Source organism: Poseidonocella sp. HB161398 (genome assembly GCF_005870025.1).
GTDB lineage: Bacteria > Pseudomonadota > Alphaproteobacteria > Rhodobacterales > Rhodobacteraceae > Mangrovicoccus.
The window spans coordinates 34263-54052 of record NZ_VATA01000041.1 but is presented as its reverse complement, the minus strand read 5'-3'; the positions used below and the strand labels follow the sequence as shown (position 1 = coordinate 54052).

The window sequence follows — 19790 nt, the reverse complement described above, 5'->3', positions numbered from 1 at the left end:
CCGCCGCCAGCAGGGCGCAGGCGGCGAGGGGCAGGATGTGGATCAGCGCAACGGTCACTCTGCGGCGCGCAGCGGCCCGATCAGCGCGGCGGGGTCGAGACCGGCAGAGCGGGCATCGGCCACCGCAGTGGCGAAGCGCTCGGCAGCGGTGTCCTCGGGGCTCGGCCTGCGCGGCAGCTCTTCGGCCCAGGTCTCGATCTCGGCCAGCAGCTCTGCCGGATCCTCGCCGAAACCGTGCTTGTTGTGCGGGGCGTAGATCGCATACCTGTCGTCATGCGCCGCGGCGTAGACCGAGAAGGTGCCGTGGTCCCATTTCCCGGCGGTCAGGCGGCACTCGCCGCGCACCCAGCCCTTGCCCTCGATCACGGTGGCGATGCGATTGCAGGCGGTGATGATCTCGTGAAGCTCCATCAGGCGGTTTCCTTCTGGATTTCCCACTTGATCGACGGTCGGCCGCTCCGGCTCGGTCCGCGCTCTCCGCTGTCGCGCACGCGCTTGCGTTCCTTCAGCTCGGTCAACCGGGGCCGGACGGACAGGAAGTCCACGCCCAGCTTCTCGGCGATCTCGTCGGCCGTCATCGGCCCGCCAGCGCAGTCGAGCGCCTGCATCACCCGGTCCCGCAGGTGTCCGGGGCGCTGCTTGCCCAGCATGGCCGCGGTCGCGGCGCTGGTGTCGGTCGGCGCGTGGCCGATCCCGTTGCGGTCATACGGCATGTGCATGCTCTCCTGTGTCGGCGCATAAGGGAGGTGTTCCCCGGCGAAACCGCCGGGGGCTAGTCGTTCCATCCATGTCCGGTAAGGGCTCCTTATCGGAACTCAGGATTTCGGGGCGGTGTAGGTGTAGATCACCGTGTTCACGTTGGTTCCGGCCTCGCGGAAACTGCCGATGGGCAGATCCTTCCAGGCATCGTTCCAGCCCCAGCGGTTGCTCTTTGGCGCGGGCAGCAGGTCATGCTCGCGCGCGGTGACGGGCAGGATCGCCCGCAGCACGCCGCCGGGCTTGAGGAACCGGATCGCGTGCAGGACGTGCTTGGCATAGTGCTTGCCCGCGAAAGGCGGGTTCATCACGACCGCATCGTAAAGGTCGCTGTCCCTGTCGGGCACGGGCACCTGCAGGAAATTGGCGATGTGCACGCCATGGCCCTTGGCCCGGGCCTTGGCCGCGCGCCCGGCATGGACCTCGATGCCGAGCACCTTGGCGCCCTTGGCGCGCAGCGCGTCCATGATGTTGCCGGTGCCGCAGGAGGGTTCGAGCACGCGGTAGCCGGTCATGTCGCCGTACTCGCGCATCAGCGTGTCGACCACGCGCTGGGGCGTCGGGTAGAACTGCAGGTCCTTCGAGACTGCCGTTCCGGTCGCCTTGGCCTTCTCGGCCGCGGCCTCGGGGCTGTCGGGCAGCACCTCGCCATAGAACTCGGCCAGGGCGCGGTTGACCGTGAGCAGCGTCTCCGGCGCGAAGTAGAGGTGCGCGTTGCCGTTCTGGTACTTCTTGCACCAGACGCCGTGGATGGCGTCCTCGGCGGTCGGATGCTTGCCTTTCGACAGGGCCCGCAGGTCCTCGAAGCTCGGCTCGGGATTTCCCTCGAGGGCCGACATGGCGCGAAGGATGTCCTGCACCTTCTCGCGGCCATAGCCGTCCCACTCGCCGAAGCCGGAGAGGATCACGCGCTTGGGCAGGCCCTTGACGCCGACTTTCATCTTGTCGTGCGACTTGAACGCCGGGTCGAGGTTGCAGAAGACCTCGGCCAACCCTTTCAGGACATGATACCGCGGCGCCGCGATGAAATCGCCGAGGATGTCGCGGATGTTCGCCAGCGTGAAGGCGGGCATCTCCTTGAGCTTCATGTCGATGCGCTTGCGGTCGATGCTGCCGGCAACCCGGTCGACATTCAGGCCCGTGCGGGCGCAGCGCCAGGCGGAGGTCAGCAGCGCGCGGGAAAGATCCCGCTGGCCCGGCAGGCGCGGCAAGGACAGCTCATTGTAGTTGCCCTCAATGCTCACGGCCGTGTTCAGCGCGCGGATACGCTCTTCGGTGGCCGCCAGCTCGGCCGCGATCGCGGCGTTCTTGGCGTCGTATTCCTCGACAATCTCGGACAGGGAACGTCGGATGGCGACGTGCTGGTTCATGGTGGCTTTCCTGCTGATCGTGGTGTGGAGCGCTGTTCAGGCCGCCCAGGGCGGCGTGGAGAGCGTGACGCGCTGCGCGGGGGCGTCGGGCGCTGCTTTCCAGAGGTCGTGCCGCGCCTTGTGGGCATGGCTGCTCCCGCCGACATTCGGCCAAGTGCAGCGCTCGCCCGCTGCAGCGAAGCAGGTCGGGCACGGGGTGGCGAGCACGGCTTCGTCATGGGCCATGCTCACCTCGCGTCCGTAGCGCTCCCGGCGCTGAGCTTTCGTCTTGCGCTTGCCGGTCTTGGTGGTCGTGGTCATTAGGCATCCTTTCGGGGCTGGTCTGTCGCCGCCCTCGATTCCGCGCTGTTCTTTCCGGGGGTGAATCGTCAATTCCGCAATAATGCGGCAGGCTGACGCGGCCTGCAGTCCGTGCGGACGGAGTTCAGGCACCCGTCCCGGTGGCTCTTGCCGCCCCAGCCCGCTCGATCCGGCTGGCCTCGATCCGCCCCTCTTCGGTGGGAGCGCTTACCGGCATGGCAGTTGTCACGGGGTGCCTGCCCTGCCTATTAACTTCATCTCGTCGTCCATGGAATTTCGACCCGGGGGTGGGGCTCTATTTCCGAAGGATCCAGTTGATCGCTTTCACCACTAGAATTGCGAAAACCAGAAGAAGATATGCAATCTTCATTCTGAATGCCGAGAATTTCATTTTCTCGCTTTGCACTGCAATGATCTGGGTCTTCATCGGAATTGCTTTCTTGATGTGTGGAGCGCTTTTGAACTGGCGGTGTGGAGCGCTTTTTCCGAGGCCGCGAGGCCGGGCGCAGCCCGGCCGAGCGCGATTTTCTTGCGCTTGCCCAGGAACGGAAAAGCCCCGCCTGATGCCAGGCGGGGCAATTTGCGGGGGCCAGCCGGGAAGGCTGGCCGATGTGCCGGGCGATCACTTGCCGCGCAGTGCCGCGACACGGGCAAGGACTGCCTCCCGCGTCTGGTCCTTCGCGTCCTTCGCGTTCTTCGCGTACGGCTTCCACTTCTCACCGGTGATGCCTTCATAGGCGGCCTTGGTGATTTCGAAATACTCTTCGCAAGCCGGGATCTGCGTCTGCTCGGTTTCCTCGATCTGCGACACGACGCGCTCAAGGTTGCGCAAGCTGATTTCGCTGCCGTCCATCGTGGCTTCGATCTGGTCGAACTTCTGCCACAGCTCGTCCCGGCGCTGCTGGCAATTCTCAAGCATCCACTTGGCGTTGTTGGTGATGTTCTGAAGCGCGCCGCGCTGCTGGAAGGCCAGCGCGTTCGCCTCGCTCGCGTTCGGCGCGATGTAATCGGTGTTCGGGTTGTAGAGGCAGGCGCCAAGCACGGCGATTGCCTGCACGGCTTCATCGTTGCCGGCGTTGCGGTCCTTCGCGTCCTGATAGGCGTCTGCGGCAATGGCCATGTAGCGGCTGCGCTTGCGGGTGGTCGCGTCGTAGGTCTCGGCGCGGCGCTGGCGGTATTCGTCCAGGCGGTTCGCGCGGTCCTGCTCGTCGCGGTGTCCTCCGGTCTCGGTGAAACCGTGGGCGATGTCTTCGGGGTTGAATTGGTCGTATGCCATTGGCTCGTTTCCTCGTGTCTCGGGCTGTCAGGGGAAGCGGGGCGGCCTTGGCGGCCGCTCCCTCGGATCAGTAGCGGCGACGGCGGCGACGGGCGCCGCGGCTGCGATCCTCGGCCCGTGCCGTGATGCCCCAGCCGATGGCGGCGCCTTGGGCGGTGAAAAGGGCAGTCAAGCCCCAGTGCCCGAAGATGGCCACAACACCGGCACCGAAGGCGGCGGCAACGGTGGCGCATGCGCCGATTGCGCGGGTGATGTTCACGCGGCGGCGGGCACGCATCACACGTTCCATTCTTCTGCGAGGTGGGGCGGCTGGTGCTGCTTCACGACATACGAGACGGCCATCCGGTCGTCATAGTCGATCAGGCTTTCCTCGATCGGGAGGAAGTCTTCGCAGGACATGTCCATGCAAAGCGGTTGCTCAATCGCGGGTTCGCTGATACGGGCGTCAAAGGCCATGGGCTTAGGTTCCTTCTAAGCGTTTGGTTTAGGGCTTGGCCGGGGCTGCAACCCCTGCCTTGCCCATCCTTTCTATCTGCCATTCCCTGCCATTCCGAGTTGACATTTTGACTCTGATTTTCTCAGCAGATGTTGGTTCATTTCCACCTGCATTCCATTGCATTTCTGGCGTTAAGCAGAAATACAATGCTTTGCGAAGCCTATGCGGATGATATGCAAAGTCTTGATGCATGGATGGCTATTTCTCCTAGGCATTGTTTTCTCGTCTTATGAACTGCCGTTTCATTTGTTTTTTTCATGTTTTTTTATATCAATCGCCATGCACCGCATGGCCTGAATGGCGTGCGCGATAGCGCATCTTCTCCGAAGCATGCCAAGCGGTCCTGGGCGGGATTGGAGAGATGAGCCCGCAAGGGGCTGAGAAGGCTTGTCCATGGCTTGTCCATAGGCGGAGCTTCAGGGCTGGCGGAGCCTGTGGGCAAGGTGTGGGCAAGCCGGGGATGTCCCTGGGCGACAGGCCGGGTTGGCAGGGCAAGGCCAGTGCAGAAGGGATCGAAGCCCGAATGGGTGGAGACCCGCAGGGGCTCCATGCTTGCACGAGAGCCCGGTCGGGCCGGGATCAAGGCACGATGATCACGGGCCGATCTGCCAAGCTCCATGTGCGGAGACTGTTGCCAGTGGGCCACAAGCAGACATCGTTGCTCAATTGCTACATTGCAGAGAGCCAATTCGGATGGTGCTTCCTACTTCTCCGGGGGCCGGGGGCCGGAGGCACACATCGCGGGTATCCGCAGGTGAAGGCGGCAGGCGGCGAAGCAACGCCACGTATTCGCAAGGCTCGCCCGACTGACCAAAGCCAGACATTCGCCAATCAGCAAATCCTCTAGCTTGACGCAATGCCTCCCGCAAGATCACGCGCAAGCCATGAAACAGCAGCACCAATCACCCGCCGTCGTAAACCAAGCAGAGCTCCCGACGCTCGAAGACATCGCACCGCTCAAGCTCGCTTCAGGCGACACGCTCGATGCAAGACAGAGCCTCGCATGTACGCTGCGCGCAATAACGCAGCTCAACATCGAGCAGATCGCACAACAAGCCGGATACTCCGGCAGAGCAGCAGCCTCGCATTTCCTGCGATCCAGCCGGGGAAGGATGGGGGTTCAAGCAGCAATCACACTGCACCTCGCCGACGCAGGGCGGATCGGCTTGCAGGCCATGATCCAGCTGGCACAGACCAGCAAGTCGGACACGGTGAGGCAGGCAGCAGCAGCAGACCTGATGGACCGGGCAGGCCTCAAGCTTGATGGACCTGAGCAGCAGCCGGGCAGCGCAGCACAGCAGGCGCCGAGCATCACGATCAACATCGGGCAGCCTGAACAGCCTGTCACGCTGGACGTTACGCCCGAGGACGCAGGCCATTAACCCCTGCTTAAGGGTTTTGCTTCAAGCAAGGGAGGGAGGGGGCGGGGCAAAAACGGAGTTAGCCCCGCATAGTGACCCGAGCGCCCCATATAAAATGCAGAAGCAAAACAAGACGGAGGCTTTCATGCTGAAATTGCACATAATCCTGACCGGGAACTTCGACCAAAGTCTCCTCGATTTGGCTGATGTTCGCATCAGTTTGGACCGCACGCGTCTTTCGGGCATCATGCGACGTGATGGCGGCCAGTGCCGGTATCAGCTGATCTCCGTTGACCTTCCCCAGAGCTTGGAGGGATTGCGCCCGCAGAGTTTCGAGATTCACGCGAGCGCGCACCGCAATCCTCGTTGCCTGGCCCGCTGCATCTCAATCTGCGAGTTCTTGGAACGGCGCTTTCACAGCACACCAGTTCCGTCCGACAAAGATGCACTGTAGACGGTGGGTAGGTATACCTCTATTCTTTTCCACATAGAGGAACCATAGGCCCCACGACACTCCAGATGAAAGAACTACTAGAATTACCTTGGCAAATCCAAGTTGTGATTGTCGGAGGATATTTTGGCTACATTGTAGCCTACTCAGGAAAGCGCTCAGCTCACAAATCAGTAGACACCTTAGGCATTATCTTGTGCTTTGGTGGAATTTCCCTTCTTACATTCAATAGCTTGGAAGAACTCGTTCCGAAGCTCATGATTGTCGGAATATTCGACTTCTCCTATCTGAGAGGATTTATCATTTCAGGAGGAGCAATTTCGTCCTCCCTGCTAAGCGCCGTCTTTTGGCGACGCCTTTTGAGCGCGCAAGTCGGACAAGCAATTAGGAAGCTATCCAAAAGCGACGACGATGGACTCTATTTCGGATGGGAAACTCTAATCCAGCACCCCAACTTAGAATACAATCAACTTAACGTTACGTTGAAGAGTGGACGAATTATAGAAAGCTATCCACTTTCTCGCTTCGACAACCTCCCAAACGGCTGCTGCCTTTTGGGAGGTGACGGCTCAATTGGTATGTATGTCACTCACATCACGGAACTTGACGGCACCCGCCGCGAGGCCAAAAATATCATCTGCGACACCGAAGGCGCTCGAATCACTTTCATTCCAGCCAACGAGGTTTCAGAAGTTGATTTTCGACGCAAGATCGTCAAATCTTAGATGGCTTCTCTCACTTGTTTCCGCCATTATCACCCACTCGTGGAGCAGAGGTATTTTCTCCAGAACTGATCGGCTGCACAGACCCCTGAACCCCTCCAGAACTAGTCGGCTGAACGGAACGAATCGATGGCTGCACAGATTTCGTTGTGCTTTCTGGCGTCTTTGTCAAGGCGATTTCCATTTCTTCTTAGGTTGGAATCTGTCACTACACTTTGTAGCAACACTGGGGACATTTCAACTAGCCATTTCCCAATTGAGTATCCGGGCCATTGCTGAAAACACTCGCACAAATTCTTCAGTAAAAGGGTCGAAACCGATGCGCTCACACCCCACTTGTGGAGAAGCTATCGGGGAGAACATGCCGTTGCTGTCGCAGTAACCGAACATTTTTCCTGGATACGTAGTCAATGAAACGCCATTTCTTAGGTGTGGGGCGGCGTATCCGCTTTGCTCCATTGTCACCCCCGATTTTCACTGGGTTACTCTGCCCAAATAGCATCTCGCCCTGAGTCGCTCCGGAAAATGGAGTCTCGGCCAACGGTCGTCTTTCCATTCTTGCCAGCTGCTTGACAACCCCTTCGTCGTCCCATTTCCATGGCCCCCAGCCAACGGCGCCAGCGGCATCCAACGCTCGGCGCTTAGCCTGGCGGAGCCGCAACCGGTCGACATCAACGAATCGAAGATGGAAGAGATACAGATCTGGATCGAAGGTAAAGGGATGCGCTACCGCATGAGGCCGCAAAACACTCTTCCTCCCGAGAACATGTGGTTTAGTGTATAGAGGCGACGCAAAAACATTTCGTCTCTGCGAGAAAATGGGAGCTTCTGGATCGAACGCAGTTTCGCTCTGACGATCATGGAATAGCTCCAACCCCACTCCAGCGCGAATTTCGCCAATAGCAGCACGTTGCTCCAAGTAGTGAGCCAGATTTCGATAGCGCGCCGGGTCTGCCATAAAGATTTCATCCGTGTCATTGAACAACACGAAATCATAGAAAGACAGCAGACCGTTAACGATCCCGCTGATTGCGCCGAAACGCTGATTATCGAAGCTATCCTCGCACCGAGATTCAGAAGTTTCTTCTCGCGGAGGAATCTGAAAAACATTGATACAGGTTCCGCGCAGACCGGTCGGCAGCATCTCAGCTGGCGCCTTAGACGACCCGTTGTCCAAAATGAAGAGATTCTCTCCTCCAAAAATCTCAGAATAGTATCGAAACCAGATTGGCAGGAAAAACTCCTCGTCCTTCATCATCGTTACGCAAGCAACCTTAACCATAATGCACTCCACCTCGAGGACGCCACAAAGCCCTGAACTTTCGTGCTAGCTTCCTCTAGTGCTTCATCTTGACAAGTTGGCAATCTGTCACTGGACAAACGGGACAAGTTATCCCCTTGCTCAACCTTCTGGCGGAAGTTTAGCGAGGGTGAGTTCGTGCAGATGGAGGTGAAATGAGCTTCTTCTACCGCCCTCAGATCAAGGTGCCCCCAATTTCCATGGGCCCCGCCAACGCGCCGTCCTCCGCCTACCTGCGCGGCGATCGGGTGATTGCAGAGCCCCCAAAGAAGCGCCCCGCCTCTCCGCAGATTTCAGCCCGTGAGCATGGCCTGAACAGCCGGCATGTCCTCGCGACCGAGCCTTACGGCGTGCTGTTCAAGGTCGGGCGGGGCTGGTTCGACCTGCGCGGCTTCTGGTGCGTTGAGCGCCTGGGCAAGGTCGAGGTCCGGCGCGGGTCCTCCAAGAAAGTCATGCGCGAGCTCACCGCGGCGCAGCGCAAGGAGCTTGGCAGGGTCCGGCTGAATGCGCGCAGGAACGGTCTGCGCTAAGTCGCGCGCCGGGGTGCGATCCTTTCGCCGCTTGACGGACGGTCTTCGAGCTACGATCAACCACGTGTTGACGGAAAGCAATTCGCCTTGAAAATGCCTTCCCTGACTGGATGATTACGGCACGCTCCGAGGACCATATGAAAAAGAACATCAGCAACCGGATCAAGAACACATATGCTGATGGTCATATCAGCGACGTGGAGGCCGGGCGCCGGCTGTTCTTCAAGGCCGAAGACGATGCGGGCGCCGTCGAGTTCCTGAAGGCCCGGTATCTCGAAGCGCCCCGCCCGATGCTGCTCGAAGAGCTGGGCAACATCCATTTCCAGCGCGGGCAGCTGGTGGAAGCCGAGATGGCCTACACCTCGGCCCTCTTCCGCTCCGGCAACCTGCAGTCGCCGAACCTGATCCAGCTGCGCTATCCGGCCGTGGCCGCTCATGTCGATGACGCGAAGAAGGTGCTCTACATCCCGTCGCCGAAGAACGCATCCTCCACGATCAAGAACTATCTCTCCCTGTGCACCGGAGGCGAAGAGCACGGCGAGGCGATCCATTTCAACATGAAGGTCCCGCGGGTGCTGGTGACGCTCGAAGACATGCGCACCAAGTACGCGGACTACTTCAAGTTCGCGGTCATCCGCGATCCCGTCGAGCGCGTGGCCAGCTACCTGAGCCGCAATGTCGAGGGCGGCGCGCTCGAGCGCTTGGCCTACGGCGCGGGCGTCTGCCGCGACCTGTCGACCAAGCCCTGCGCGGACGAGGTTGCCGAGAAGTTCGACCAGTTCCGCCAGCTCTTCCTCGACTTCCGCCACCACACCAACGCCCAAGTCTACTACCTGTGGCCCTTCATCGGGAACAACTCAGGCCTGGAAATCTATACCATGGGCGGCGTCGGGACGATCCGCCACAAGCTGCAGGACCTCTATGGCTGCGAGCTGCCGGAGCTGCGCTCCATGAGTTCCGGCCCGGCCTCTCCCGAGAAGAGCCTGATGCTCGAACGCCTCGCACCGCTGCGCGAGCACTACCAGGACGACTACCACGTTTTCGGCGAGGCCCTGCAGAGAGCGGATTCGCCGAATCCGATCGTCAAGTGCACGGCGTGGAGGCCGAAGGAAGCCGCGGGCTGGCGGAAGGCGTCGACCTATCACACCGCCGCCTCTGCCCTGCTCGAGGCCCGTCGCCTGCGGCGGCTGGCGAAATGGGCCATCAGGCGCGTCGGCCGGCGCTGAAGCCATGGAAGTTGTCCCGACCACCCTCCCCGTGTTCGAGAACGCTGCCTCCCGCGGAGCCGCCGAGAAGACATTCGTCATCTTCGGCGGCCGCCGCGGCGGCACGACAGCCGTTGCCGGCGTGTGCCAGCGCCTCGGGCTGCACCTTGGCGACAATCTTGAAACGAACCTCGAAGACCTGGTTTTCCGCAAAGAGACCGGGATCGAGGAAATCGCCGAGGCGATCGCGGAGCGCAACGCGGCCCGTCCCGTCTGGGGCTGGAAGCATCCCACGCCGCACGCCTACCTGAAGCAGATCGTGCCGAACCTGCGCAATCCCCGTTTCATCGTGGTCAGCCGCGACACCACGGCCCATGCGGCCGGCATGCTCGAAAGGGAAGAGCGCGACATCGAAGAGAGCCTGCGGCTCCATGTGCGCACAGAGCGCCAGAACCTCGATTTCGTCTTTTCGCACCAGCTGCCGACCCTGTTCGTCAGCTACGAGAAGCTGGTGGTGAAACCGGCCGCGACGATCAAGGAGCTGGCCGACTTCCTCGGCGCCGAGGTCACGTCCCGCAAGTTCCGCGAGATCGGCAGCTTCATCCATCCCGGCTACTACGAGCCCGTCGACCGGTCCGGGAAGGTGAAGACCCGGATCAAGCAGTTCTTCCGGCGCACGCGGGCCATGGCCTAGCCATGTGGAGACGCAGGCCGGACCTCCGGGACGCGACGTCCTTCGACGCGCTCGATGACGAATACCATGACGACGTGATCGACCTGCGCCCCGACCCGGCGGGGCCCGCCGATCTGGCGGATGACGAGTTCCACGACGGAACCGGCGATCGCGCCGCCTCCGCCCTGGGGCGGGCGCTGCAAGGCGCCCGGCGCTTTTTCGCGAGAAAGCTGTTGCTCTAGCGCCACAGGAAAGAACAGCGTCCCCCTGATTTGCAGCAGGGGGCTCCTTCCATGGCCATCAACTACACCGCCGACGGCAAGGTGATGGGCGACTTCTTCCGGTCGCCCGCTTTCGTGCGCGGCCTGCAGGGGCCGATCGGCTCGGGCAAGTCGGTGGCCTGCGTGATGGAATGCCTGCGGCTGATGCTGTCGCAGGAGCCGAGCTTCGACCCCGCGACCGTCCATGAGGTCGAGCACGGCGTCTTCGACGGCGAGCGCACCGGCAAGCGCCGCTGCCGCATCGGCATCATCCGCAACACGACGCCCCAGCTCGAAACCACGACCATGAAGACCTGGCTCGAATGGCTCCCCGAGCACGAGTACGGCCCGGTCCGCTGGCGTGCGCCCTACCGGCAGAACATCCACATTCCCATGCCCGACGGGTGCGATGTGGAGGCAGAGATCTGGTTCCTCGCGCTTGACCGGCCCGAGGACGTGAAGAAGCTTCTCTCCTTCGAGTTCACCTTCATCTGGCTCAACGAGGCCCGCGAGCTGCCGCGCGAGATCGTCACCGCGGCAATCTCCCGCGTGAAGCGCTTCCCGCGGCTGGTCGACGGCGGCTGCACCCGCGCGTGCATCATCATGGACACCAACGCGCCCGACGAGGAACACTGGTGGGCCATCATGTCGGGCCAGGTCGATGCGCCGGACTGGCTCTCGGAAGAGGACCGGCTCACGCTGCTCAAGCCCGACGACTGGGAGTTCTTCGCCCAGCCGCCCGCGGTCCACGATGTCTGGAAGAACGGCAAGCTCGACGGCTACGAGCTGAACCCGGCGCGCGAGAATGGCCGCTTCACCGACAAGACCTACTACATGGGACTGATCCAGGGGCAGACCCGCGACTGGATCATGAACATGCTGCAGAACAAGGTCGGCCGCATTTTCGCTGGCCGACCGGTCTATGCGGGCTTCAACGAGCTGACGCACCTCGTGGACGATCTGGAGCCGGACAGCGAGTACGTGATCGACGTGGGCGTGGACTTCGGCCTGACCCCGGCCGCAGCCTTCGCCCAGGACGTGCGCGGGCAGGTCCGCATCTTCGACGAGCTGGTGACGCGCGACACGCATACCGAGCAGTTCGCGATCATGCTCGCCGGGCACATCCGCCAGCACTACCCGGGCTTCAAGTTCCGCTTCACCGGCGACCCCCGCGGCGACGACCGGCAGCCGAACCAGACCGAGGCGGCGATGACCGCCTTCAAGATCCTCAAGAAGCACGGCATCGACATCGAGCCGAGCTGGTCGAACGACCCGCTGATCCGCACCGGCGCGGTGCAGACCCAGCTCAACACGATGGTCGAGGGCCGCCCCGGCTACCTGCTCAGCCGGAAATGCACCTACCTGATGAACGCCAAGAAGGGCGGCTACTGCTACCTCAAGGACGGCGACACGATCGACAAGAAGTCGATCTTCTCGCACGTCTCGGATGCCGAGCAATACGCCTTCCTGCGCATGGGCTACGGCAAGAAGCTGATCCGCACCGAGGGCCACGGCCATGCCGCCGTGCAGGCATCGACCGGCGGCAACATCCACCGCCACCGGCAGAGCGCGCGGGCGCGGCGCACATCGAAAATTCTCAGCATCGGCCGTTGACAGCGGCCCGGCCCGAAGAACAGCCGGCAAAAAAGGAGTTCCATCATGTGCGGCGGAGTTGTGAAGAGCGTGGCCAAGGCCATCAAGTCGACGGTTGACACCGTGACCGGCGCGAGCGCCCGGCGCGCGCAGAAGCGTGCGGCCAAGGAGGCCCGGCAGGCAGCCGAGGCGCAGCAGGAGGTTGCGGAGGAACAGCGCGTGCAGGAAGCCTCGGCCGCGCATGCCGAGCGGCGGCGCACCTACGCGACCAATTCCCGATCCGGCTCCCGGTCCTCCTACTCCGCCTATTCGGGCGGCATGGGATCGCGGAGCTTCTTCCAGTGAGGGACGCGGGCGACATCCTCAAGCGGCTGGGCAAGGCCCAGACCGAGCGGGCCCGTCTGGAACCGATGTTCGATGATGCGATCAGGCTGACCATGCCGGGCCGCAAGGGCTTCAACATGGCCGACTGGGATCCGGCCTGGGCGGACATCTACGACGAGACCGGCGCCAACGCGGTCGAAGAGTTCGTGAGCCGCATGCAGGCCGGGTTCTTCCCCAGCTTCTCCCGCTTCGTGCAGCTCGAAGCATCGAGCCTGATCCCGAAGAACGACCGGGCCGCCGTGAACCGCGACCTCGAAGAGATCTGCGCCTACATGTTCGAGGAAATCTGGATCTCGAACTTCGCGACCGAGGCCGCCGAGAGCCTGAACGACCTCGCCCTGTCGACCGGCACGCTGTGCGTCGAGGAAGGCTATGCCGGCAACCGGCTCCACCACCAGTCGGTGCCGCTCACGGAGCTGATGCTCGAAAACGGCCCCTCCGGGCAGGTCGGCGGCCAGTTCCGCGAAGAAAAGGACGTGCCGGTCACGGACATTCCCGAGAAGCTCGGCCTGCACTACGACGACAGCGAGGCGCCCGTTCTGGCGGCCGACATCCGGCAGGGCGTGGACCGCAAGGTCACGCTCGTGACCTACACCTACCGCGACTTTTCCAGCCGCGACACCGAGCGCAGCTGGCACATCGTCGTGGTGAAGGACACGAAAGAGGTCGTCTGCAAGCGCGAGCTGACCGGGCGCGGCTCCAATCCGTTCATCAGCTACCGGATGGGCAAGGCGTCGGGCGAGGTCTGGGGCCGCGGGCCGCTGATGCGCTCCCTGGGCGCGGTGCGGACCACGAACCTGATGGTCGAGCTGGTGCTGGAAAACGCCGCCATGTCGATCGCCGGGATCTACCAGACCGACAACGACGGCACGGTCAACGCCGACAACATCAGCCTCCTGCCCGGCACGATCCTCGCCCGCGAGATCGGCACGCGCGGCCTCGAGCCCGTCAACGCGGCCACCGGCAGCTTCAACATGCAGGACGTGGTGCTGGGCGACCAGCGCACCAACATCAAGCGCGCGCTCTACAACGACATGCTGTCGGACCCCAACAAGACCCCGGCCACGGCCTACGAGGTCTCCGAGCGCATGGCCGACCTGGCCCACCGTACCGCCGCGGGCTTCTCGCGCATCTTCTTCGAGTTCGTGCAGCCCTACATCTGGCGCACGCTCTACCTGCTCGAAAAGCGCGGCGACATCCAGCTGCCGACCCAGAACGGCCGGGCGCTGAACTTCCGCCCGACCAGCCCGCTTGCCCGCGCGCAGGCCGGGCGCGACCTGCAGGCGCTCATCCAGGACTTCTCGCTGCGCTCCCAGCTCTACGGGCCGCAGGCGGCCGCGCTCTCCTACGAGACCGAAGAGCTCGAAACCTGGCTGCAGGCCCGCAACGGGCTGGACGAGCGGATCTTCAAGACGCCCGCGGACATGGCGCGTTCCGTGAAGGAGATGCAGGAGCAGATGATGCAGATGCAGGCCCAGATGCAGGCCATGGGCGGAGGCAGCGGCCAATGAGGGACCGCCCCCAGAAGCCCGTCAACATCGACGGCATTCCCCGCACCGCACAGGGCGACGAGCAGATCAACGACATCTGCCGCGCCGCGCTGAACACCCCGGCCGGCGAACGGCTGATGGACTACCTGCGCTCGATCACCGCGAGCGTGGTCATGCCCCCGTCCGCCTCGGATGCGGAGCTTCGCGACCTGGAAGGCATGCGCCGCCTTCACGGGATCCTCGACTACCGGCGCAAGACGACCCCCAAGGAGTAGCAGCCATGCTCAAGCACACCCTCTTCGGCGCGATCTGCGCCATGCTCTTCGCCCCGGCCGACGACACCGGCGGGAGCTTCTTCACGCCTCCGGCCGACACGGGCGGCGATGCTGGCGGCGGCACGGGCGGCGTCGACGCCCAGAGCGGCGATGCGGCAGCCGCCCAGGGCGATGCCGATGCATCCGGGGCCGGAGACACCGGCGAGACCGGAGGCACGCCCAGCGGCGATTCCAGCGACCCTGAGCGGCCCGAATGGCTGTTGCCCAAATACAACAGCGCCGAGGATCAGGCCAAAGCCTACCGCGAACTCTACGGCAAGTTCTCCAAGAAGACCGACGATCTGCGCGCAGAGATCGCCGCAGAGCGCGCAGAGGGCGTGCCGGAGGCGGTCGACGGCTACGAGTACCCTGAGGGCTGGGACGCCCCCGGCGAGGACGTGGACGGCGCGCTGCGCGCGTGGGCGCACGAGAACGGCGTGAAGGGCGAGGCCTTCCAGACGCTCATCAACGACGTGTGGGCCAAGACCATGCCCGACCCCGAGGTTGAAATGCAGGCTCTTGGCGAGAACGCCGAGAGCCGGATCGGCGATGTGAACCAGTGGGTCCACAAGAACGTGGACAAGGCGCATTTCCCCGTCGTGCAGGGCATCATGACCTCCGCCGCGGGCGTGGCCTTCATCGAGAGCCTTGCCGGGCGCGGCGCGTCCTCGGGCTTCGTCACGAATGCAGGCGAGGCGCAGACCCAGCCGCTATCGCGCGAGAGCCTGCGCGAAATGCAGTTCGATCCCCGCTACGGCACCGACGAGAAGTACACCGCCAAGGTCAGCAGCCTGTGGGACAAATGGGGCGCGCAGCAGGAGGCCCGCCGGTGAGGACCGCGGCCGCCACCCCGGAGGACATCGAAGAGCTGGCCCTGAACATGCGGGCCATGGACCGCTGGGAAATGCGCCATGTCGCCCGCGTCTCGGGGCGCGGGCACATTTCCATCCTGGGCGACTTGATGCAGACCTACCGGCAGGGGCCGCTCACGGCGCTGCACCATGACGATGGCGTGCTCGGCATCGTCGGCGTCGTGCCCATGCCGGACATGCCCGGCGCGGGCGCGATCTTCTTCCTCGGCACCGATCTGGCTGACAGGCACACGCTGCCCATGGACCGGGCGCTGCGACGCTGGCTCGCGGCGGAGCTGGCGTCCGGCCGGTGGCCCGGCGGCTTCGGAAACGTCATCCCCTCCGAGCTGCGCTATCGGCGCATCTGGCTCGAAAAATTGGGGTTTGACTTCCCTGTGGCCGAAGTACAACAGCTCCACGACAGCCTTGAAATCTTCTGGATGGCGGGCCGTCGCGATGTCGGCCCCAATGACGCCACAGCGGCCCGCGCCTAGCGGAACACCCGCACCCGGTGATCGGCGGAACACCCGGACCCCCGTTCAATCGATCACCCGGAGGCTACCATGGCCAATGATATTCCCGTCAGCTTCGTGGAGCAGTACCAGGCTGACGTTCACCTCAAATTCCGCCAGATGGGCTCGCGCCTGATGAACACCACCCGCAAGGGCACGGTGCAGGGCTCGACCGTCCACTGGCAGATCTTCGGCACCGTCGTTGCGCAGTCCATGCCGACCCGCGGCGAGCGCCACGTCTTCCAGGAGCCCGGCCACGACCGCGTGTCGGCCACGATGGAAGACTTCGTGGTCCCGACCTATGTCCGCAAGCTCGACCTGCTCAAGCAGAACATCGCCGAACGGCAGGCCCACGCCGCCGCCCACACCTCCGCGCTCGGCATCAAGACCGACGACGCGCTCTTTTCCATCATGGAAGCTGGCAAGGAGAAGGAAGCGGGCGATGCGGCCTACGGCTTCGGCTACAACCACGCCATGTCGATCGTCACCGGGTTCAACAACTCGTATGTGCCCGACGACGGCAACCGCTTCTGCGCGCTGCACCCCAACGCCTGGGCGCAGTTCCTCAAGGTGCCGCAGTTCGCCAATGCCGATTGGGTCGGCCATGAGAACCTGCCCTTCAAGGGCGGCATGTCCGCGAAGATGTGGATGGGCGTCCTGTGGATGCCGCTGCCGAACACCCCATTCGACGGCGACGTGCTGGACCCCGACACCGGCGAAGTCACCACCCCCGGCTCCAACGTGGCCACCAACTACGCATGGCACCGCTCCGTCGTGGGCCACGGCGTGAACCAGGAGCCGGAGACCAACTGGCAGTGGCACAACGACTACAGCCACTATTCCTGCGTCTCGGACATGAGCTTCGGCGGCGCGGTGATCGAGAACAAGGGCTGCTACTCGGTCAAGTCCCTCTCGCCGGCGCCGGATCCCGCGGACGGCTGAGACCCGGCTTGGGGGCCGGATACCCGCTGACAGGCTGACAGCGGACCAACTGGCCGGGCGTCTTTGGCGTCCGGCCTTTTTTCATACGGGGGCCGCATGGCAATTCTCTCGGTATCCAACAGCACCATCAAGGTGATGAACGCGGCGCTCGCGGAGCTGGGCGTTCCGCCGATTTCCAACTTCACCGACAACTCGATGACCGCGCGCACCGGCAACGCGAAGTTCCTCGACACGCTCGAAGGCGCGATCACCGCCTATCGCTGGCGCTTCGCGCAGCAGGTCGTCACGCTGCAGCAGTCCGGCGGCGTGCAGCTCCCGCCCGACTTCCATTCCGCCTGGCGCATCCCGCGCGAGGCCGCGGCCGTGCATGTCGCCTATGCCGACGACCTGCGCGTGCGCTGGGACGTGATGGGCGAGGACGTGCTGATCGCATGGCCCTACGCCAAGACGCCCGCCGTCACGGTCGAAGCCTCCGTTGTCAAGCCGCCCGAGGGCTGGCCCGGCCACTTCCGGCGATACTTCATCCCGCTGCTGGCCGCCGAGCTGGCCATGCCGATCACGCAGGACGAGGGCCTTGCCGCCGGACTGCTCCAGCTCGCCGAACAGCGCTTCGAGCTGGCCAAGAGCCGCGACGCGCAGGGCCGCAGCCCGCGCCGCATTGACACGTCCGCCTTTCTCAAGGCCCGCCGGAGAGGCCGCTACTGATGCCCAGCCTGAGAGACTTCCGCTCGAACTTCGCCGCCGGGCGCACCGGGGAGGCCATTTCCGCCCGCCCCGACGCGCAGTCCTACCAGATGTCCGTCTACGACGCGCGCAACTTCATGATCACCTCCGACAACATCGCCCGCCGCCGCTGGGGCACGGAGCTGATGCAGTGGCGCGATGCCGCAGAGCGGCTTGAAACGTGGGTCGTGTCCGAGAGCGACGACATGCGGTTCCTGCTCGCCTTCTCGCCCGGCCGGCTGGAAATCCTCGACGGCACGCTGGCCAGCCGCGCGGTCTTCGAGGACATGCCGTGGACCGAAAGCACGATGTGGTTCCTGACGATCGGGGCAGAGCGCTACAACGCCGTGATCGCGGATGCCAGCTTCCGCACGCAGATCCTCGCCTTCGACACCGCGGCAGGCACCTTCTCGATGGAGCCGTTCGACTTCGACACCAGCGGGGACGAGCGGTACTACCTCGCGCCCTTCTTCGCCTTCGACAAGGAGGTGAAGTGCAGCTTCACCACCCTGACCGCGCCGGGCGTCGACACCGCGCTCGCCGCCGCGCTCGAGAGCATCCTCGGCACGGAGGCCGGAGAGTTCGACCTCGCCGCCGGGACCGGCACCGTGACCACCGACCAGGACGTGTTCACCGACGAGCACGTGGGCCTGCGCATGAAGATCGCCGACGGCGAGTTCGTGGTCGACAGCGTGGCCGGGCCGCGCGAGGCCTCGATCTCGGTCATTCGCGACATCGCCATTGCGCTCGACGACACCCCGTTCTGGTGCGTGAACGGCAGCAATATCGTGGAGGTCTCCTGCGAGGACCACGGGCTGAAGGTCGGCGATCAGGTCGTGTTCTTCAACTTGCAGCAGGACACCGCGACGGAAGTCCTGCACGGCGCGCTCTACCTCGAATATTCCAACACCACCGACCGGTCGAACGGCACGCCCTGCGCCTATACCGTCAAGCGCGTGGTCGATGAGAACTTCTTCTGCGTCGAGGGCGAGGGCACGGCGTCGAGCACCGACCTTGCCGGGGGCAACAGCGTGAAGATGATGCGCTTCTGGGATCTGCCCGGTCTGCGCGAGCCGGTCTTCTCGCCCGCCCGCGGCTGGCCGCAGGCGGCAGGCTTTCACGAAACCCGCCTATGGCTGGGCGGCTCCGTCCCGCTGCCCGATGCCGCATTCGCCTCCGCGCCCGGCTCGATGCTCGACTTCGACCCCGGCACCGGCGAGGCCGACGACGCCGTGACCATGTACGGGATCGGCGACCAGTCCCGCGTACGGCACTTCGTCAGCTCCTTCGACCTGGCCATTCTGACCGACCGGGGCGCCTACTACGTGCCGGGCTCGACCGAGCGGGCCATCACGCAGGAGACCGTCCGCGCGCCCAAGGCGGCTGACGGCGGCGCGGCTTATACCAAGCCCTTCCTGTTCGATACCGCGTTCCTCTATGTCGATGCCAACGGCGCCAGCGTGCGCGAGATGTCGATCCAGGGCGACGACAGCCAGTATTACATCGCGCCGATCTCCACGGTGGTCTCGGACTGGATCAACGCGCCGCGCCACACCGCGCGCTACGACGGGGCCGCCGATGTGGTCACGCCCTACCTGATCTGGTCGAACAGCGACGACGGCGGCGCGGTGGTGATGCACTCCAACCGGGCCGACCAGGCCATGGGCTTCATGCGCTGGGACATCGAGGGCGCCAGCTTCGCCAGCTTCGCGGGGCTGAGCCGGGATCTCTATGCCTCCGTCGAGCTGGACGACGGGCGCTTTGCGCTGGTGCGCTTCGACACCGAGGGCCGGACCACGCTCGATCTGGCCGAGCGCCTGACCGGCTCGGCCACCGACGAGTGGGTCTCGCAGATGCACGCGGACGAGACCCTTGCCGCGCATTCCGGTCTGCTGCGCCTGAGCGACGTGGAGCTTGACGGCGCCGGGGCCTTCTTCACCGCCGACACGCTGGACGAGCTGTGGATCGGCAGCCCCATGCCCTACGAGCTTGTCGCCCACACCCCCATCGCCGCCTCCGGGCAGGGGCCGCAGCTCGGCAACATGGTCCGCCTCGTCTCCGCGGACATCCTGTGGAGCGGGACGTGGACCGGCACGGTCGGCGGGCAGGAGGCGCTTTCCGCGCTTGACTTCCCGGCGCTGGAAGTGCCGACGCCGATTAGCGAGTGGCGCAAGTACATGATCGGCGAGTGGGGCACGGCCCCGCGCCTTGCGATCGAGGGAAGCGCCGTCGGGGAAATCGCGGTTCGCGCCATGGTGCTGAAGGTCTATTTCTGATGTGC

The 19790-nt window shown here is 63.9% G+C and carries 24 protein-coding genes; 16 read left to right on the top strand and 8 right to left on the bottom strand.

What is annotated here, in order from left to right; genetic code table 11:
* Positions 1–54: 54 nt before the first annotated feature.
* The 7 genes from FGX59_RS25155 to FGX59_RS25125 all read right to left on the bottom strand — a co-directional run bounded on the left by FGX59_RS25155 (position 55) and on the right by FGX59_RS25125 (position 4158).
* Positions 55–411, bottom strand: a complete 357-nt coding sequence (locus FGX59_RS25155) for a hypothetical protein (RefSeq protein ID WP_138469890.1) — start codon at positions 409–411, stop codon at positions 55–57.
* On the bottom strand, positions 411–713 hold the full coding sequence (locus FGX59_RS25150; RefSeq protein ID WP_138469889.1) for a hypothetical protein: 303 nt from the start codon (positions 711–713) through the stop codon (positions 411–413). The genes FGX59_RS25155 and FGX59_RS25150 overlap by 1 nt, the downstream gene beginning before the upstream one ends.
* A 102-nt stretch (positions 714–815) precedes the next feature.
* Positions 816–2126: a class I SAM-dependent methyltransferase gene (locus FGX59_RS25145; protein WP_138469888.1), complete on the bottom strand. Its 1311-nt coding sequence runs from the start codon at positions 2124–2126 to the stop codon at positions 816–818.
* 36 nt (positions 2127–2162) lie between these two features.
* A complete protein-coding gene (locus FGX59_RS25140) occupies positions 2163–2426 on the bottom strand; it encodes a hypothetical protein (protein ID WP_138469887.1) in 264 nt (87 codons plus the stop codon).
* A 622-nt stretch (positions 2427–3048) separates the two neighbouring features.
* Entirely contained in the window at positions 3049–3702 is a 654-nt protein-coding gene (locus tag FGX59_RS25135; RefSeq protein ID WP_138469886.1) for a hypothetical protein, read from the bottom strand.
* 67 nt (positions 3703–3769) lie between these two features.
* Positions 3770–3991 carry a hypothetical protein gene (locus tag FGX59_RS25130; RefSeq protein ID WP_138469885.1) on the bottom strand — a complete coding sequence of 74 codons (222 nt, stop codon included), beginning with the start codon at positions 3989–3991 and terminating at the stop codon, positions 3770–3772.
* Positions 3979–4158, bottom strand: coding sequence for a hypothetical protein (locus FGX59_RS25125; protein ID WP_138469884.1), 180 nt, complete (start codon positions 4156–4158; stop codon positions 3979–3981). Before FGX59_RS25125 ends, FGX59_RS25130 begins: the two co-directional genes overlap by 13 nt.
* 924 nt (positions 4159–5082) lie before the next feature.
* Between FGX59_RS25125 and FGX59_RS25120 the strand changes: the two genes are divergently transcribed.
* The 3 genes from FGX59_RS25120 to FGX59_RS25110 all read left to right on the top strand — a co-directional run bounded on the left by FGX59_RS25120 (position 5083) and on the right by FGX59_RS25110 (position 6735).
* The gene (locus tag FGX59_RS25120; RefSeq protein WP_138469883.1) at positions 5083–5580 is read left to right on the top strand and encodes a hypothetical protein; all 498 of its coding nucleotides are present in this window, start codon (positions 5083–5085) and stop codon (positions 5578–5580) included.
* A gap of 124 nt (positions 5581–5704) precedes the next feature.
* Complete coding sequence (locus FGX59_RS25115) at positions 5705–6013, top strand: hypothetical protein (RefSeq protein WP_138469882.1); 309 nt, start codon at positions 5705–5707, stop codon at positions 6011–6013.
* A 65-nt stretch (positions 6014–6078) separates the two neighbouring features.
* Positions 6079–6735, top strand: coding sequence for a hypothetical protein (locus FGX59_RS25110; protein WP_138469881.1), 657 nt, complete (start codon positions 6079–6081; stop codon positions 6733–6735).
* 322 nt (positions 6736–7057) lie between these two features.
* Here the strand turns inward: FGX59_RS25110 and FGX59_RS25105 are convergent, their stop codons facing one another.
* Entirely contained in the window at positions 7058–7990 is a 933-nt protein-coding gene (locus FGX59_RS25105) for a glycosyltransferase family 2 protein (RefSeq protein ID WP_138469880.1), read from the bottom strand.
* 197 nt (positions 7991–8187) lie between these two features.
* On the opposite strand from FGX59_RS25105, the gene FGX59_RS25100 reads away from it, so the two are divergent.
* From FGX59_RS25100 to FGX59_RS25040, 13 genes are all read left to right on the top strand, one after another.
* A complete protein-coding gene (locus tag FGX59_RS25100; RefSeq protein ID WP_138469879.1) occupies positions 8188–8562 on the top strand; it encodes a hypothetical protein in 375 nt (124 codons plus the stop codon).
* Between the two features lie 137 nt (positions 8563–8699).
* Positions 8700–9788, top strand: a complete 1089-nt coding sequence (locus tag FGX59_RS25095) for a sulfotransferase family 2 domain-containing protein (protein ID WP_171060820.1) — start codon at positions 8700–8702, stop codon at positions 9786–9788.
* A 4-nt stretch (positions 9789–9792) separates the two neighbouring features.
* Entirely contained in the window at positions 9793–10461 is a 669-nt protein-coding gene (locus FGX59_RS25090) for a sulfotransferase (protein ID WP_138469877.1), read from the top strand.
* A gap of 2 nt (positions 10462–10463) precedes the next feature.
* Positions 10464–10682: a hypothetical protein gene (locus FGX59_RS25085; protein WP_138469876.1), complete on the top strand. Its 219-nt coding sequence runs from the start codon at positions 10464–10466 to the stop codon at positions 10680–10682.
* A 51-nt stretch (positions 10683–10733) separates the two neighbouring features.
* Complete coding sequence (locus FGX59_RS25080) at positions 10734–12314, top strand: hypothetical protein (protein ID WP_138469875.1); 1581 nt, start codon at positions 10734–10736, stop codon at positions 12312–12314.
* 69 nt (positions 12315–12383) lie between these two features.
* A complete protein-coding gene (locus FGX59_RS25075; RefSeq protein WP_138469874.1) occupies positions 12384–12638 on the top strand; it encodes a hypothetical protein in 255 nt (84 codons plus the stop codon).
* Positions 12635–14188, top strand: coding sequence for a portal protein (locus FGX59_RS25070; protein ID WP_138469873.1), 1554 nt, complete (start codon positions 12635–12637; stop codon positions 14186–14188). Before FGX59_RS25075 ends, FGX59_RS25070 begins: the two co-directional genes overlap by 4 nt.
* A complete protein-coding gene (locus tag FGX59_RS25065) occupies positions 14185–14442 on the top strand; it encodes a hypothetical protein (protein ID WP_138469872.1) in 258 nt (85 codons plus the stop codon). The genes FGX59_RS25070 and FGX59_RS25065 overlap by 4 nt, the downstream gene beginning before the upstream one ends.
* A gap of 5 nt (positions 14443–14447) precedes the next feature.
* Positions 14448–15314 (top strand): hypothetical protein, encoded by an 867-nt coding sequence (locus tag FGX59_RS25060; RefSeq protein ID WP_138469871.1) that lies wholly within the window; start codon positions 14448–14450, stop codon positions 15312–15314.
* Positions 15311–15826: a hypothetical protein gene (locus FGX59_RS25055; protein ID WP_138469870.1), complete on the top strand. Its 516-nt coding sequence runs from the start codon at positions 15311–15313 to the stop codon at positions 15824–15826. The genes FGX59_RS25060 and FGX59_RS25055 overlap by 4 nt, the downstream gene beginning before the upstream one ends.
* Before the next feature lie 69 nt (positions 15827–15895).
* Positions 15896–16786 carry a phage capsid protein gene (locus FGX59_RS25050; protein WP_138469869.1) on the top strand — a complete coding sequence of 297 codons (891 nt, stop codon included), beginning with the start codon at positions 15896–15898 and terminating at the stop codon, positions 16784–16786.
* Positions 16787–16882: 96 nt separating this feature from the next.
* A complete protein-coding gene (locus FGX59_RS25045; protein ID WP_138469868.1) occupies positions 16883–17491 on the top strand; it encodes a hypothetical protein in 609 nt (202 codons plus the stop codon).
* Complete coding sequence (locus FGX59_RS25040) at positions 17491–19785, top strand: hypothetical protein (RefSeq protein ID WP_138469867.1); 2295 nt, start codon at positions 17491–17493, stop codon at positions 19783–19785. The genes FGX59_RS25045 and FGX59_RS25040 overlap by 1 nt, the downstream gene beginning before the upstream one ends.
* The last annotated feature ends 5 nt before the right edge of the window (positions 19786–19790 follow it).